This window comes from Nocardia sp. NPDC049220 (genome assembly GCF_040647855.1).
Lineage (GTDB): Bacteria > Actinomycetota > Actinomycetes > Mycobacteriales > Mycobacteriaceae > Nocardia.
Genome location: NZ_JBEZDA010000001.1, coordinates 1253297 through 1268416, shown reverse-complemented (window position 1 = coordinate 1268416; position 15120 = coordinate 1253297). Strand labels below are relative to the sequence as shown.

Here is a 15120-nt window from a genome sequence, read left to right as displayed (position 1 = left end):
TTCGAGAACACGGGGAGCGTATTCGTTAATTATTGAACTAGTTCGGTGACGTGGGACCGTAATGCGTTCTACGGAGCGCTCGATTCCACGCCTCTCGTCTCCCCTTTCGGACGCACGTGATCTCGGCGCACGTACGTGCAATCCCGATCGACCTCGTCGAATTCCTGTTTCATTCGTGTCAGGAGTCACGCATTTGAACGCCCCCATCGGATCGTCGGGCGACACCGACGGCCCACGCATTGCGCTGTACACCCCGGAATACGCTGCGGACCCACATCGCGTCTATCGCGAGATGCGCAGCCGTTATGGCCCTTTCGTGCCGGTGGAGCTGTCACCCGGCGTTCCGGCCACCTTGGTGATCGGGTACCGCGAGGCTGTGCGGATCCTGCACGACCCCGAACATTTCCCGGCCGATCCGCGGGTGTGGCAAGAATCAATTCCCGACAGCTGCCCGGTCAAACCCATGATGAGGTGGTATCCGGGCGTGGCGCGTAACGCCGGCGCGCTGCACGCCCGCTACCGGGTAGCCAACGTGGCGGCGATCGACGGCGTCGACCTGTACGGCCGGCACGCCGCGGTCGAGAAGACGGCCACCCAGCTGATCAACACCTTCTGCGAGGCCGGTGCGGCCGACTTGCTCAGCCAATACGCGTTCCCCCTCGTCTTCGCCGGACTGAACGAGATGCTGGGCTGTTCGCCAGAGTTGGGCCAGCGGGTCGCAGTCGGCATGGCGCACCTCTTCAACGCCATCGACGACAACGCCGATTTGGGTATGAAGATGCTCAGCGAGGCGCTGATGGAACTGGTCATTCAGAAACGCGCGGAACCGGGTGACGACATGGTCACCAGGTTCGTGCAGCACCCGACCAACCTCAGCGAGGAGGAGATACTGGTCAACGTCATCAGCATGTACGGCGCCGCGCTGGAACCGCAGCAGAACTTGATCGTCAATACGCTGCTGCTGATTCTCACCGACGACCGATTCGCGGCTGATGTGCTGGGTGGCAGTCAGTCGACGCGCGACGCCCTCGATGAGGTCTTGTTCACCGACCCACCGGTGGCGAACTACGCCACCAGTTATCCACGGCAGCCGATTCTGGTCGGTGATACCTGGCTGCCCGCACACCAGCCGGTGGTCATCAGCTTGTCCGCGTGCAATAACGACCCCGCGCTATCCGGTGGCGAATTCCTTGGTAACCGTTCGCATTTGGCGTGGAGCCTCGGACCGCACGCATGTCCGGCCAAGCCGTTGGGATCGCTGATTGCGCAGGAAGCTATCGACCAGTTGCTCGATGCGCTGCCGGAGATGCGTCTTGCCGTCCCCGTCGAGGAATTGATCTGGCGGCCGGGTCCGTTCCACCGGGCGCTGGCCGCGCTTCCTGTGGTCTTCCCCAAGTCGCCGCCATTGAATTTCCTCTGAGAAGAACCGCTGTGTCCGACGATCCCGCGGACACGGATTCCGCTCGAAGTGCGCTTGCCACCGACGCGCGAGTTGGCGGCAAGCCCCTCCCTGCCGATTTCGTAGCCTGGGACAGGGCGAAGGTCGTTCGACACGGCCACCGGCGCTCGGACGCCCGCAGCGCCATCGTGTTGCGTTTGTCCGACACGTGATCGGCGGGGCCACGGGCACAGGGCACGACCTAATTCGACGCCGACAATAAGCAACCAATGGTTGCGCAAGAGCGAATCGCAGGCTAGCTTGATGTGCAACCAAACGTTGCATATTTGAAAGGAGGCAGAGCGTGGAGTACGGCAGCACCGTACGAGAGATCCACGTCGACGCGCCGCCCGAGGTGGTCTTCGAAGTCGTCAGCAGCCCTGTGCACTTCTCGGAATGGTGGACCGACAACGCCGAGTTCGTAGCGACTCCCGGCGCGGTGGGTGAGCTCGTCCGACGACCGGGCCAAGTTTGTCGCAATCACTGGTGGTGAACGCAGAGCCGCCGCGATTGTTCTCGTTTCGCTGGTGCTATCCCGACGGCACAGTCGCCGATTCCACGCACTCGCTGCTGGTGACCTTCGAACTCACCCCGTCGGGCACGGGCACCCGGGTCCAGCTCACCGAGAGCGGGTTCCGCGAGGTGGGCTGGGAGGCCGCGAGATTGGCGGAGCGGTACCGCGAACACCGCGCCGGATGGGACACTTTCGTCCCCCGGCTCGGGGGCTACCTCGCTCGACTGCTGTCCACCCCGTAACCGCCGCCTTCGACCTGCGGTCGGCGGGCGCAGATCCGACCCGTCGGCGGATGCTCGGCCTGCTCCTAGCAGATGGCGACGGCACGGCCACCAGTCTCAGCGAGCACCTGCCTGCGACCCGACAGGCCATCGCGAACCATCTCGGTGTGCTCGATCGCGTCGGTTTGGTGGACGCCACGCCGGCCGGGCGAGAAGAAAGTACCGGGTGGATGAGTCGCAACTCGTTCGCGCGGTCGGGCAATTGTCCTCGGCGGGGGCAGCATTGGACGCCCGGCTCCGGCGCATCAGACGTATAGCCGAGACTGTTCAGCGCAATAATGACCGACGCGGCATACAGCCGTGAATTCACGAAATTCATACGAGAACAATCACTGAAAGAAGATAGAAAATGGTCGACATTCTGCACAGGGTCGGAATCAAAACATCGGTGGCCGACGTCTACACTGCCTTGACCACTGTCGACGGGCTCGCCGGTTGGTGGACGACAAACACCCGAGGCGACGGCAGCTCCTGCGGCCGCGTGCTCCAATTCCGCTTCGGGGCAGGTGGATTCGATATGAAGGTCGTGGAACTCACCCCCGGGCAAGCACGTACTGTGGGAAGTCGTCGACGGACCTGAAGAATGGATCGGCACCCAGGTGGCCTGGGACCTCGACCAAGTCGACGATTACACCATTGTTCGGTTCAATCACCAGGGCTGGAAAGAGCCGGTGGAATTCATGCACCATTGCAGCACCAAATGGGCGGTCTTTCTGCTGAGTCTGAAGTCGCTGATCGAAACCGGAAAAGGCGCACCCGATCCACACGACGTCAAAATCGACAACTGGAACTGAGCGTCGCCTCGATTCGGGGAATCCAGAGTCGCTCACCCTCTCGCGAGTCGCTCTGGACCCACCGATCGGGATCCACGACGAAGTCTTGCTCCAGGTCGGGTAATCCGCGACGACTCGATGGGTTTGCGCCCGAAGCACCGATGTACGAACCCGGGGTGGTCGAGGCTGCCGTATCGTGCACCCTCGACCTGCCGAAACCGGCTGAGTACCGCACAATATCGGGATGGCTGCAAGCAAGAACAAAGTTCCACCACTGCCAGTGATCCGTGTCGTAGAGCGGATTCGTACCGCGTTGACGGCGCTCAACCGCAAGTTGTCGCCGCCGCCGCTGGCCTTGTTCGAGATGATTGCCGCCGCCTCTACCGCACAGGCCGTCTGTGCTGCTGCTCAACTCGGCATCGCCGACGCGTTGGCCGCGGGTCCGCGTCACCTCGCGGATCTGGCGGCGGACATCGACGCCGATCCCGACTACCTGCGGCGGCTGCTTCGCTGGCTGATCACCCAGGGCATTTTCACCCAGCACCCGGACGGAACCTACGGGCTGACACCGCTCGCCGAACCCCTACGCGCGGACGCGCCGGTGTCGATGCGCGATTTCGCCCTGTTCATCGGGTCTCCTCAGCATCGCCAGTATTGGTCATATCTGAGCAACGCGGTGCGCACCGGAACCGTGGTAATCCCGGAAGGCATGGACGGACTGCCGTTCTTCGATTACGTCCGCAAAGACCGCGAATTCGGCGCCGTCTTCGACGGCGCCATGACGAGTATCTCGGAGTTGATGCTGGAACCGATGCTCGCTGCCGGCGACTTCGGCCGCTTCGGAACGATCGTCGATATCGGCGGCGGACGGGGCCGAATGCTCGCCGAAATTCTCGCCCGCGTCCCTGAAGCCCGCGGCATTCTGTTCGATCTGCCCGAAATCGTCGCTGACGTGCAGGCGCCGGATCGGTGCACCGTCGTTGCCGGCTCCTTTTTCGATACGGTTCCCGAGGGCGGTGACGCCTATCTCCTCAAACACATCGTGCACGACTGGGTCGACAGTGACGCGGAGAAGATCTTGCGCACCGTGCACCGCGCAATGACCGGGTCGGCACAACTTCTTCTGATGGAAGTAGTTCTTCCCGAAGACAATCGGCCACACCGAGGCAATTTTCTCGATCTGGAGATGATGGTCAGCGCCGGTGGACGCGAGCGAACCGAACGGGAATTCCGCGAGCTTCTCGCTGCCGCGGGATTCGAGTTGGTCCGCGTAATCTCCACCGCGACGCCCGACAGCATCCTGGAAGCACGCAGGGCTGAATGACCGGATGCTCGCGGCGCACGCGGTGCCCGCACCCGGATGAGTGGGGGCACCGCACTGTTGCGCTCCGCTGCCGCCCCCGAGACCGACGCCGCCAAAGCGGTGCATAGTCCGGCACCGCCAGGCAAACGACCTTTCCACTTCCCCATCGACAGCATTTGGAGTTCCAGTGAGTTCGTCGTCCTCCCCTCGCCGTGCCCTGCTGATCGGCGCGGGCATCGGCGGCCTCACCCTTGCGATCGCCCTCGCGCGCCGCGGCGTCACCGTCGAAGTCATCGATATCAGTCCGAGCCGCGCGGTCGCCGGCTGGGGACTCAGCCTCACCGGACCGAGTCTGCGAGCTCTCGATGCCCTCGCCCTCGCCGACGAATGCCTGGCCGCGGGCTACGGAATCACGGCAATCAGCAATTGCGACTCGAACGGCGAAGTGCGTAACGTCATCCCGTTGCCGCCGCTGCTCGGTCCGAATCGTCCCAGCCAGATCGGGCTCAGCCGCCCAGCGCTGTATGACATCCTGCGCGAGGCTGCGCTGGCCGCCGGGGTCGTGATCCATTACGACCGCACGATCGACGGGTTGCACGACAACGGAGATACCGTCCGAGCCACCCTCAGCGACGGCAGTGAGCACGTCGCCGATATCGTCGTCGGCGCCGACGGGGTTCATTCCCGGGTGCGGTCCTTGCTCGGCATCCCCAGCGGTGCGCGGTATATCGGACAGATGGTCTGGCGGGCTCTGGTACCTCGCCCGAGCTGGGCGACGTCACTGCACACGTTCGCGGGAACCGGAAGCAACGCCGGGCTCGTCCCGATCGCGGACGACCGAGCGTATGTGTTCCTCACCGAGAACCGGGCGGACCCCACCCCGATACCGGAGAACACCCTGGCCGACGGCATGCGGGAGCTACTGGCTCCGTTCAGCGGGCGAGTCGCCGAAGTCCGAGAACTCATCACCGATTCGGCGGTCGTTGTGCGGCGGCCGGTGCACGTGGTCATGATCGAGGGTCCATGGCACCGCGGCCGCACCGTGATCATCGGCGATGCCGCGCACGCGCCCTCGCCACAATTGGTCAGTGGCGCCGCTTTGGCCATTGAGGACGGCGTCCTCCTCGCCGAGGAATTGACCGCCGCGGCAGACGTCGAGAAGGCATTGAGCGCTTTCACGCAGCGGCGGCTGGAACGATGCCGACTGGTGGTCGAGTCCTCGATCCACATCGCAGACCTCGGCCGCACCGGCCGACATGCCGAAGCCGACGCTGTGCAGCAGCGCTGCCACCGAGCGATGGCCGCACCGGCGTGACGGCAGTCGACGACGAAGAAGGCAACCGCGCGCGGAGGGTCCGCTCCACCCCCACCGGCCGACTCAGGAGTGGCCGGCGATGATCACTTCAGGGATTCCGGTGCCGAGTGGCACCGGCCTGCACACCGGAGCCGGACTGTCCGGATCGAGGACCGTAAGCAGCAGTTCCTGCACGAACTGGTCGTAGACCATGTGAAAGTGCCCGGTCAGGTCGGACGGACACAGGTCCTGCAGGACGATGTTCTGCGCACCGGGACCGCGCAGCGCGATGTTGTCGAACGGCTGGATCATCTCGTCGACTCGGCTACCGATCGTGACGTAGTGCACACCGGGCACCGTGTCGCCACCCGCGTTCAGGTCGACAAGGATCGGCGACCCCTCGGCCTGCTGAACCGCGGCAAGCGAGGTCACCTGGGCGAATGCCTGCAACGCGCCGGGGATCGACTCGGCTATCGGCACCAGCCCGTACATGACGCCGCCATAACTGGGCGAGGCGATCCCCACCCACTTCCCGACCTTGGACGCGCCGCCGAGCTTGTTGGCGTAGTAGCGGGTCACGGTTGCGCCCTGCGAGAATCCCACCAGATCGACCTTGCTCGCACCGGTCGCCGCGAGCACCTGGTCGACGAAAGTACCGATCTGGTAGGCACTCAGCACCAGATCCTCGGTGCCGTAGGTTTCCGCGCCGGGTTTGCCGCCGTAGTTCAACGCGAACACACAGTATCCGGCCGCGTTCAGCTGCGGCGCGATGGCCGACCAGTCGGAATAGGCCGCAGAATCGGTTCCGTGCGCGAGCACCACCGGCCGGGGATGGCTGGCGCTCGGCACGCAGTCGAAATTGTTGGTGCCCATCGGCGCCGCGTCGGGGTGCGCCTTCAGGTACTGCGCGGCGACCAAGTGGTCCTGCTGCGGCGGCGCGGATTGGGTCGGCACCTCAGGCGCGCGGACGCCGAGCGGTTCGGCGGACGCCGCGCCGGAGCCGAGCGCCGCGGCTCCGGCCAACACGCAAGCCAGTACGACGCTACCCACCTGTGCATGACCGAAGTTCCACAAACCCCAGTTCCACAAACCCCGCGGCTGTCCCATCGCACCATAATCTACCCGATCGGGTCGAAATGCTCGCCCTGAGGACGTGTTTCACATCTCTACTTTTCGGAGGTCTCGTCCTCGGCGAGGATCCGGTAGAGGGACTTGCGGGTCTCGGTGAGCAGTTGGGCCGCACGTGCGGCCTGCTCCGGAGTGCCAGCGGCGGCGACCTGTGCTACCGCACCCATCAGCTGCCCTACCAGCCCGCGCAGGTCGATCGCCTGTGCGCCGACGTCCTGCTTAACCTCCACCCACGGATCGCCCAGCTCGTCCCGGTGGGCGGCGACGTACTCGGCGCCCGCCTCGGTCAGCTTCGCGGTCTTGCGTCCGGCGACTTTCTCGATCAGCACGAACCCCTCGTCCTCCAGCTGCGCGAGCGCCGGATAGACCGACCCAGGGCTCGGCCGCCAGATGTCGTCGCTGCGCTCGCGGATCTGCTGGATGAGCTCATATCCGTGCATCGGACGCTCGGCGAGCAGCAACAACACGGCGGCACGGACGTCGCCGCGGCGGCCCCGGCCGCCGCGACCGCGACCGCGACCGAACTGCGGGCCGAAACCAGGCCCGAAGCCCGGCCCGAACTCGGGCCCGAACCCGTGCCGGCCACCGCGACGGAATCGCCGTTGCGACTCCACGCCCTCCACACCCGGCAGCGGCCCGCGCCCGCGCCGGCCGAATGCTCGATGTTCCCTGTGCTCCATGTCGGCCTCCCATGGCTTATGTATTCGATTCATATTATCGACGATATATCGGCAATGCATCGAAAGCAAGGGGGTGTACGTACCGCATGTCGTCCGCCGAGGCAAGGATGTGCGCGCCGGACTCAGTCCGCCAGCGAGTCGATCCAGCGCTCCAGCCGACGCCCCTCGACAGCCATGAGTTCGGGGTCATGGAAGGCATTGGTCAGCAACGAGATCCCCTGATACGACGCGATCAACGCGACGGCGAGTTCGGCGGCGTCGCCGCGATCCATGGCCGCGAATTGCCGCTCGACCCAGTCGATCAACTCACTCATGCCAACTGCCGCTTCGCGGTCGAGCCCGTCGGCGCGCTTACCCAGCTCCGCGGCCAATGTCCCGGTGGGGCACCCGGACTGCGCGGCCACCTCCCGCTGATCGACCCATCCACGCACCAGCGCCTTGAGCCGATCCTGTGGCCGTTCGTACCGCTCCAGCGCAGCGATCAGATCCCGCAGACTCCGCGCATGCGCGCCGAGCGCCGCCTGCACCAACTGATCCTTCGTTTTGAAGTAGTAGTACACGTTGCCCACCGGGACCCCGGCAGACCGGGCGATGTCGGCGATCGTGGTCTTCTCGACGCCCTGTTCGTGAAACACCTGAGCCGCCGCGGCGGCCAACCGCTCCCGCTTGCCCGCCTTCGATGTCGCGTCGGCTGAGTTAGTCATACAACTAACTATAGACAGGTCGTCAACCTTCGGCTACGGTAATAAGTCAGTCAACTAACTGAGGAGCAATCGTGATCGTAGTGACGGGCGCCACCGGCAATGTCGGACGCAGCCTTGTGCGGAGCCTCGCCGAAGCAGGAGAGCGGGTAGTGGCGGTGTCCCGCGGGAGCCAGGACATCGCACTGCCCGACGGCGTACGCCACCAGAGCGCGGACCTGACCGAACCCGACACCCTCTCCCCCGCATTCGCCGGAGCCGACGCAGTGTTTCTGCACGACACCGGCGCGAGTGCGCATCTGTTGGATCCACGGATGATCCTCGAACTCGCCAGAAGGGGTGGCGCCCAACGCATCGTGCAGCTGTCATCGCAAGGAGTCGTCACTCGGCCGCAGTCGAACTCCCACGGGAACCTTGGACGATCCTTCGAGGACGCGGTTCGGGAGTCGGGCATGGAATGGACGATCCTGCGACCCAGCGGGTTCGCGTCCAACGCCTTCGCCTGGATCGAATCGGTGCGTACCCATCGGACTGTCGCCGCACCGTTCGGCGACATCGGCCTACCGGTCATCGATCCGGCGGATATCGCCGAGGTTGCCGCTGCGGCGCTGCGCGAGGACGGACATTCCGCACAGAGTTACGAATTGACCGGGCCTGCCCTCAGCACTCCGCGACAGCGGGCCGCCGCGATCGGCACGGCACTCGGCGAGTCGATCGAATTCTTTGAGCAGACCAGCGCCCAGGCGCGCGCACAGATGCTGCAGTTCATGCCCGAGCCAGTCGTCGAGACCACCCTGGCCATCCTCGGTGTGCCCCACGCCGCGGAGCAGCGGATCAGCCCCGATGTCGAGAAGGTACTAGGCCGAGAGCCCCGCGCCTTCGCGGAGTGGGCACAACGAAATATCGTCGCCTTCCAATAAGTCCATCGCTCCGTCGCACGGACTATCGCCGGACGTTCACCCGATGTCGACTGGATCTATCTGGACACGCAGGGGTGCGTCCGAGCGGTGCGTGCTGCGGACGGCTTGGGCAGCAGCGAGGATGCGGGCCAGTGCGGCACCGGAGCCGCGCTGGACACGCAGCAGTATGCGTTCGACTTCGGCGGGGGATTCGCCGGAGAACGGTTTGCGCGCACCGTCGGGAAGTGGAACCGGACCGAGGATGTCCACACCCTCCGGCAAGGTTGCGAGGGATAGCAGTTCGGTGACGGCATCGGACACGCCATCGATCGCGGCCATCCGGACGGCCGGGGGGAACCCGACCTCGGCGCGGGCGGCGACCTCGGCGCGGGCATGCCCGACGGGGTCCCAGCGGACCAGGGCCTGCACGGTGGGGATCGACGGTTCGGCCATGACGATGACCTGGCCGTGGGCGCGGACCAATGCGGCGGCCGACATCCAGCGGCGCAGTGCGTCCTCGGCGGCGCGCAGGTCGGCGCGGCCGAGCAGAGCCCAACCGTCGAGCAACAGCGCGACACCGTAGCCACCCGGCGCGACAGGTTCGGCGCCGACCGTGGAAACCACCACCTGCGGGCCTGGTTCCACCACGTCCAGCATCGCGCCACCGCTCGAACCCCGAATCGGCACGCCGGGGAACGCGCGACCGAGTTCCTCGGCGGTGCGGGCAGCGCCGATCACTACCGCGCGCAGCGCTCGCGAACCGCAGGTCCCACAGCGGAACGCGGCGTCGGTGATGCCGCACCAACGACAACTAGGACTGTGCGCCTCGGTGCGCGAATATGGGCGCTGCGCGCCACCTTCCGGCAGAGCGAGCGGTCCATTGCACTGTCTGCACCGAGCGGGCGTGCGGCATTTCGCGCAGGCCAACGACGGGACATACCCGCGTCGCGGCACCTGCACCAAGACTGGCGCCCCCTCTTTCAGCGCCGCACGGGCGGCGGCGAACGCCACCGCGGGGATGCGGACGGCGCGGGCGACCGGATCACGTTCCATCGCGATGTCACTGTCGCCTGGCGCACTGATCCGCGGTGCCGCCGCGCGTACGACCGCTCGGTCAGCTAACAGGTCATGTGCCCAGCCGGAATCGACCACCGCCTGGACCTCCGCGGTCCGCGCGAAACCGGCTGCGACGAACGCCGCACCGGTCTCATGCGCGCGCAGCATCGCCACCTCCCGCGCGTGCGGATACGGTGCCCGAAGCTCGGCATACGTGTCGTCCCCGTCGTCCCAGGTCGCGATCAACCCGAGATCACCTACGGGCGCGAACACCGCACTACGCGTTCCGACCACCACCCGCGCGGACCCGCGCAATACCGCGAGCCACCGCCGATACCGCGCGGCAGGTCCCAAACCGGCGGCCAACCCCACCGCCGAATCCCCCAGTAGTCGAACACATTCCACCAAAACACGGTCCAGATCCCGCTGGTCCGGCACCATCAGGATCGCGCCGCGCCCGCGCTCGACGACCACGGCCGCCAACTCCGCCAACCGACGCGGCCAGTCCTCCCCTGGCAACGTCTGCCACGCCGCCCGCGGCCCTTTCCCCTCGCCCAGCGCAGCGAGGAATGCGACACCGTGGACATACCGCCCCCAGGGTGCCGGATCGACAACAAAAGCAGAGGTGGGCCGCACGTTCCTCGCGTCAGCGCGCTCGGGCGCCTCCGAAGCCGATGCCTCGAGAACGATTCGCGAATCAGCGCTTGTCTCGAATACCACAGATCCGATAAGCGATGCCGAGGCGGCATCGGCCCCCGCCGGTGGATCGGCAGCCGTAGCGAAGGCAGCCAGTTCGGGATTCGAAAACGCGGGCATCCGCTCGGAAGGCCCTGGCACCACGTCGGACGTGCTCGACGTGCTCGTCGCAGGTTCCGAAACGGGCCGCGGCGTCGCATCTGGATCATCGAGATCGGGAGAGAGAGAAGAATCCTGCTGCGGCACCGGCGAATTCGCGGCCTTCTTCGGACCGCCGGACTCGGTGCGGGCATGTCGGGGTGGGATGGCCAGACGGAGTACGTCGGCACGGGTGCCCGCGTATCGCGCGGCGACCGCGGTGGCCAACGTCAGGATGTCGGGTGTCAAGACCCGCTCGGCCGAGACAACTCGTTCCAGTTTGACCAGCTTGCCGCCATGATCGCTGTGCGTGAGCCGCGCGAGCAGGTAGCCGTCGACGAGGCGGCCTGCGAAGCGAACGCGCACCCTGACCCCGGGCTGGGCGAGCTCATCCAACTCAGGGGGCACCAGGTAATCGAAGTCGCGGTCGAGATGTGCCGGCGACAGCAGTGGGAGCACCCGGGCGATCGGGCGCGCAACGGCCGCGGGGCCCGCGGCCGGACGGTCCCCTGGAGTGGCGAGGGCGTCCGCCGCGGGTTCGTTCACTCGGACCCGGTCGGGTTAGAAGCCGATGGCCGCGCGCAGCTTGTCTGCGCGGTCGGTGTGCTCCCAGGGCAGGTCGACGTCGGTGCGACCGAAGTGGCCGTACGCGGCGGTCGGCGCGTAGATCGGGCGCAGCAGGTCCAGGTCGCGGATGATCGCGCCGGGGCGCAGATCGAACACCTCGGTGATCGCCGTGGAGATCCGCGCCGGGTCGACCTTCTCGGTGCCGAAGGTCTCGACGAACAGACCGACCGGTGCGGCCTTGCCGATCGCGTAGGCCACCTGGACCTCGACACGCTCGGCCAACTCCGCCGCGACGACGTTCTTGGCGACCCAGCGCATGGCGTACGCGGCGGAACGGTCCACCTTCGACGGGTCCTTGCCGGAGAACGCACCGCCGCCGTGGCGGGCCATGCCGCCATAGGTGTCGACGATGATCTTGCGGCCGGTCAGGCCCGCATCGCCCATGGGGCCACCGAGCACGAACTTTCCGGTCGGGTTGACCAGCAGGCGGACGTTGGAGGTGTCCAGGGTGGGCAATTCCAGGTCAGCGAGGACCGCGTCGACCACCTTCTCCCGAATATCGGGTGCGAGCAGGTTGTCGAGGTCGATGTCGGCGGCGTGCTGGGTGGAAATGACCACCGTATCCAGACGAACCGGACGATCTCCGTCGTACTCGATGGTGACCTGGGTCTTTCCGTCCGGCCGCAGGTACGGCAGCATGCCGGACTTGCGTACTTCGGTGAGCCGACGCGACAACCGGTGCGCCAACGCGATCGGCAGCGGCATCAACTCGGGGGTGTCGGTAGTGGCGTACCCGAACATCAGGCCCTGGTCGCCCGCACCCTGCCGCTCGATCTCGTCGTCGGAACCCCCGACGCGCGCCTCGTGCGAGGTGTCGACACCCTGCGCAATATCCGGCGACTGCGCACCGATCGCAATATTCACACCGCAAGAATTCCCGTCGAAACCCTTTGCGGACGAGTCGTATCCGATTTCCAGGACTTTCTCCCGGACAATTCGTGGAATATCCGCATAAGCCGATGTGGTGACCTCACCTGCGACGTGGACCTGACCGGTCGTCACCAGGGTCTCCACCGCGACCCGGCTGCGCGGATCTTCCGCCAGCAACGCGTCGAGGATGGAATCGCTGATGGCATCACAGATTTTGTCCGGATGACCTTCGGTCACGGACTCACTGGTGAAAAGCCGACTGCCGGACGTGCGCACAGTTCTTCCCTCTCCCTCAACGGGTTACTCGTATCGGATTGCGACAGTAACGCGGTGCCACTACCACGCAACCCTTACATCTCAGACTATTCCAAACCACCGACGCGGCGGGCCCTCGGCCACACAGCCATCCCAGACAGCCGAACTCGTGACGACTCGGCCGATATGGACGATACGGACCGCACCGCCTCCGATCGGCCATCATGGCCGAGGACGCAGACGACCTCAGCGCAACAACGTACCCAGCGCGTCGAGCACCCGACTGGCGAGCAACGCCTTCGAGCCGTGGTCGAGCGCCTGCTCGGTGCCATCCGCGCCGAGTAGCCAGCCGTCGTTCGTGTCCACCTCGAACGCCTTGCCCTCGCCGACCGCGTTGACCACCAGCAGATCGCACCCCTTCCGGGCGAGCTTGGCCCGCGCGTAGGTGAGGACGTCGCCGTGCTCGTCACCCGTCTCCGCGGCGAAGCCGACGATCGCGGTCCCGCGCAGCTGACCATCGCGCCTGGCCTGCACCAACCCGGCGAGGATATCGTCGGTCTTGGTCAACTTGATGACGTCAGGCTCGCCCGCGCCCTTCTTGATCTTGGCGGCGGCGACGTTGGTCGGCCGGAAATCGGCGACAGCCGCAGCCATGACCACCGCGTCGGCATCGACCGCGTGCTTGTCGACAGCGATCTTCAACTGTTCGGCGGTGGTGATGTGCACCAGGTCGACGGCCGCGGGAGCGGCCATCTCGATCGTGTTGCCCGCGATCAACGTCACCTGGGCGCCACGCTGGGCCGCCACTCGGGCGAGCGCGTACCCCTGCTTGCCAGAGCTGCGGTTGCCTAGGAAACGCACCGGATCCAGCAGTTCCCTGGTGCCGCCGGCCGTGATGACAATTCTGCGGCCCTCCAGATCACGCGGGATCGCGTCAGCGCGCTCCATCAGCAGTGCGGCGAGGCCGAAGATCTCCTCGGGCTCGGGAAGCCGCCCCGGACCGGTATCGGCACCGGTGAGTCTGCCCGCCGCGGGTTCCATGACGATCGCGCCGTGCGCCCGCAGCGTCGCGACATTGGCGACGGTAGCCGGGTGCTCCCACATTTCGGTGTGCATCGCGGGCGCGAACAGGATCGGACATCGGGCCGTCAGCAATGTGGCGGTGAGCAGGTCGTCGGCGCGGCCGGACGCCGCGCGGGCCATGAGGTCGGCGGTCGCCGGCGCGATGACCACGAGGTCCGCCTCCTGGCCCAGCCGAACGTGCGGGACCTCGGGCACGTCCGAGAACACGCCGGTGTGCACCGGGTTCCCGGACAGCGCCTCGAAGGTCGCCTTGCCGACGAATTGCAACGCCGACTCGGTGGGGATCACCCGAACGTGATGTCCGGTTTCAGTAAACCGTCGGACCAGTGCGCATGACTTGTACGCGGCGATCCCTCCGCCGACGCCGACAACGATCCGTGTGGTCACTACGCCTCCGGCTTAGTTGTGGTCATTGCGAACTCGGTTCGCTCACTCGCCTTCGGAGTGCTCGAGCAGGTCGGAGTGGATTTCCCGGAGCGCGACCGACAGCGGCTTCTCCTGCAGGCCGGGCTCGACCAGCGGACCGACGTACTCGAGGATGCCGTCGCCGAGCTGGTTGTAGTAGTCGTTGATCTGACGGGCCCGCTTGGCCGCGTAGATCACCAGGGCGTACTTGGACGAAGTGCGCTCCAGCAGCTCGTCGATCGGCGGGTTGGTGAGGCCGACCGGCGTGTCATAGGCGGGCGCGGTGGTGGTGTCCGTACTGCTCACTAGGGAGGCTCCTGCTGGTATCGGGATGTCGCACGAGCGAAGGGCCCTCCGGGCTCTGATCACTCATGCGCAGGTGGGGGTCACGAACTCGAATTTGTGCTAACGAACAACGATACCAACTGCTCGCAGGCACTGGTCACCTCGTCGTTCACGATGACGATGTCGAACTCGTCACAAGCCGCCAATTCGGTCCTCGCTGTCTCCAGCCGCCGCTCGATGGCCTCGGGCGATTCGGTGCCGCGCGACCGTAGTCTGGCCACCAACTCATCCCAGCTCGGCGGGGCGAGAAACACCAGAATCGCCTCGGGGATCGCCCGGCGCACCGAGCGCGCGCCCTCGAGATCCACCTCGACCAGCACCGGTAAGCCGTCCGCCAAGGCGGTGCGCACCGGACCGGCCGGGGTGCCCGAACGTTGCAGCCCGCCGTGGATGTCCGCCCACTCGAGCAGGTCACCCGCCGCGATCATCGCGTCGAACTCCTCGCGGGAGACGAACCGGTAATCGAGGCCGTCGACCTCCCCGGGCCGGGGGGCTCGGGTCGTTGCGGACACGCTGAAGACCAGGTGGGGAAGTCGCTCGCGGACACAACGGACCACGGTGGACTTGCCCACGGCCGAGGGGCCGACCAGTACAACCAGCCGACCCTTCTGCGTGTGTTCGACCACCCTCGTTA

The 15120-nt window shown here is 66.1% G+C and carries 15 protein-coding genes and 1 pseudogene; 8 read left to right on the top strand and 8 right to left on the bottom strand.

Annotation, left to right across the window (positions count from 1 at the left end):
- Positions 1-193 precede the first annotated feature (193 nt).
- The 7 genes and pseudogenes from AB0C34_RS05630 to AB0C34_RS05600 all read left to right on the top strand — a co-directional run bounded on the left by AB0C34_RS05630 (position 194) and on the right by AB0C34_RS05600 (position 5624).
- Complete coding sequence (locus tag AB0C34_RS05630; protein ID WP_357067734.1) at positions 194-1420, top strand: cytochrome P450; 1227 nt, start codon at positions 194-196, stop codon at positions 1418-1420.
- A 322-nt stretch (positions 1421-1742) separates the two neighbouring features.
- Entirely contained in the window at positions 1743-1931 is a 189-nt protein-coding gene (locus tag AB0C34_RS05625) for a hypothetical protein (protein ID WP_357067732.1), read from the top strand.
- Positions 1928-2194 carry an SRPBCC domain-containing protein gene (locus AB0C34_RS05620; protein WP_357067730.1) on the top strand — a complete coding sequence of 89 codons (267 nt, stop codon included), beginning with the start codon at positions 1928-1930 and terminating at the stop codon, positions 2192-2194. The genes AB0C34_RS05625 and AB0C34_RS05620 overlap by 4 nt, the downstream gene beginning before the upstream one ends.
- A 50-nt stretch (positions 2195-2244) precedes the next feature.
- Positions 2245-2537: pseudogene (locus AB0C34_RS05615) on the top strand (helix-turn-helix domain-containing protein).
- Positions 2538-2832: 295 nt separating this feature from the next.
- Complete coding sequence (locus AB0C34_RS05610) at positions 2833-3027, top strand: hypothetical protein (RefSeq protein ID WP_357067728.1); 195 nt, start codon at positions 2833-2835, stop codon at positions 3025-3027.
- A 223-nt stretch (positions 3028-3250) separates the two neighbouring features.
- Complete coding sequence (locus tag AB0C34_RS05605) at positions 3251-4330, top strand: methyltransferase (protein WP_357067726.1); 1080 nt, start codon at positions 3251-3253, stop codon at positions 4328-4330.
- A 166-nt stretch (positions 4331-4496) separates the two neighbouring features.
- Entirely contained in the window at positions 4497-5624 is a 1128-nt protein-coding gene (locus AB0C34_RS05600; RefSeq protein WP_357067724.1) for an FAD-dependent monooxygenase, read from the top strand.
- A 63-nt stretch (positions 5625-5687) separates the two neighbouring features.
- Here AB0C34_RS05600 and AB0C34_RS05595 read toward each other — a convergent pair whose 3' ends face one another.
- From AB0C34_RS05595 to AB0C34_RS05585, 3 genes are all read right to left on the bottom strand, one after another.
- Positions 5688-6710, bottom strand: coding sequence for an alpha/beta fold hydrolase (locus AB0C34_RS05595; protein ID WP_357067722.1), 1023 nt, complete (start codon positions 6708-6710; stop codon positions 5688-5690).
- 59 nt (positions 6711-6769) lie between these two features.
- Positions 6770-7411: a PadR family transcriptional regulator gene (locus AB0C34_RS05590; RefSeq protein ID WP_357068525.1), complete on the bottom strand. Its 642-nt coding sequence runs from the start codon at positions 7409-7411 to the stop codon at positions 6770-6772.
- Between the two features lie 122 nt (positions 7412-7533).
- The gene (locus AB0C34_RS05585; protein WP_357067720.1) at positions 7534-8115 is read right to left on the bottom strand and encodes a TetR/AcrR family transcriptional regulator; all 582 of its coding nucleotides are present in this window, start codon (positions 8113-8115) and stop codon (positions 7534-7536) included.
- A gap of 71 nt (positions 8116-8186) precedes the next feature.
- Here AB0C34_RS05585 and AB0C34_RS05580 point away from each other — a divergent pair, with 71 nt between their 5' ends.
- Positions 8187-9032, top strand: a complete 846-nt coding sequence (locus tag AB0C34_RS05580; protein ID WP_357067718.1) for an NAD(P)H-binding protein — start codon at positions 8187-8189, stop codon at positions 9030-9032.
- 36 nt (positions 9033-9068) lie between these two features.
- Here the strand turns inward: AB0C34_RS05580 and AB0C34_RS05575 are convergent, their stop codons facing one another.
- The 5 genes from AB0C34_RS05575 to gmk form a co-directional block, all read right to left on the bottom strand.
- A complete protein-coding gene (locus AB0C34_RS05575) occupies positions 9069-11360 on the bottom strand; it encodes a primosomal protein N' (protein ID WP_357068523.1) in 2292 nt (763 codons plus the stop codon).
- A 102-nt stretch (positions 11361-11462) separates the two neighbouring features.
- Complete coding sequence (gene metK, locus AB0C34_RS05570) at positions 11463-12674, bottom strand: methionine adenosyltransferase (RefSeq protein WP_357067716.1); 1212 nt, start codon at positions 12672-12674, stop codon at positions 11463-11465.
- Between the two features lie 225 nt (positions 12675-12899).
- Positions 12900-14123, bottom strand: coding sequence for a bifunctional phosphopantothenoylcysteine decarboxylase/phosphopantothenate--cysteine ligase CoaBC (gene coaBC, locus AB0C34_RS05565; protein ID WP_357067714.1), 1224 nt, complete (start codon positions 14121-14123; stop codon positions 12900-12902).
- A gap of 42 nt (positions 14124-14165) precedes the next feature.
- On the bottom strand, positions 14166-14447 hold the full coding sequence (gene rpoZ / locus AB0C34_RS05560) for a DNA-directed RNA polymerase subunit omega (RefSeq protein WP_357067712.1): 282 nt from the start codon (positions 14445-14447) through the stop codon (positions 14166-14168).
- An 80-nt stretch (positions 14448-14527) separates the two neighbouring features.
- Positions 14528-15112, bottom strand: a complete 585-nt coding sequence (gene gmk, locus AB0C34_RS05555) for a guanylate kinase (protein WP_357067710.1) — start codon at positions 15110-15112, stop codon at positions 14528-14530.
- Positions 15113-15120: the final 8 nt, after the last annotated feature.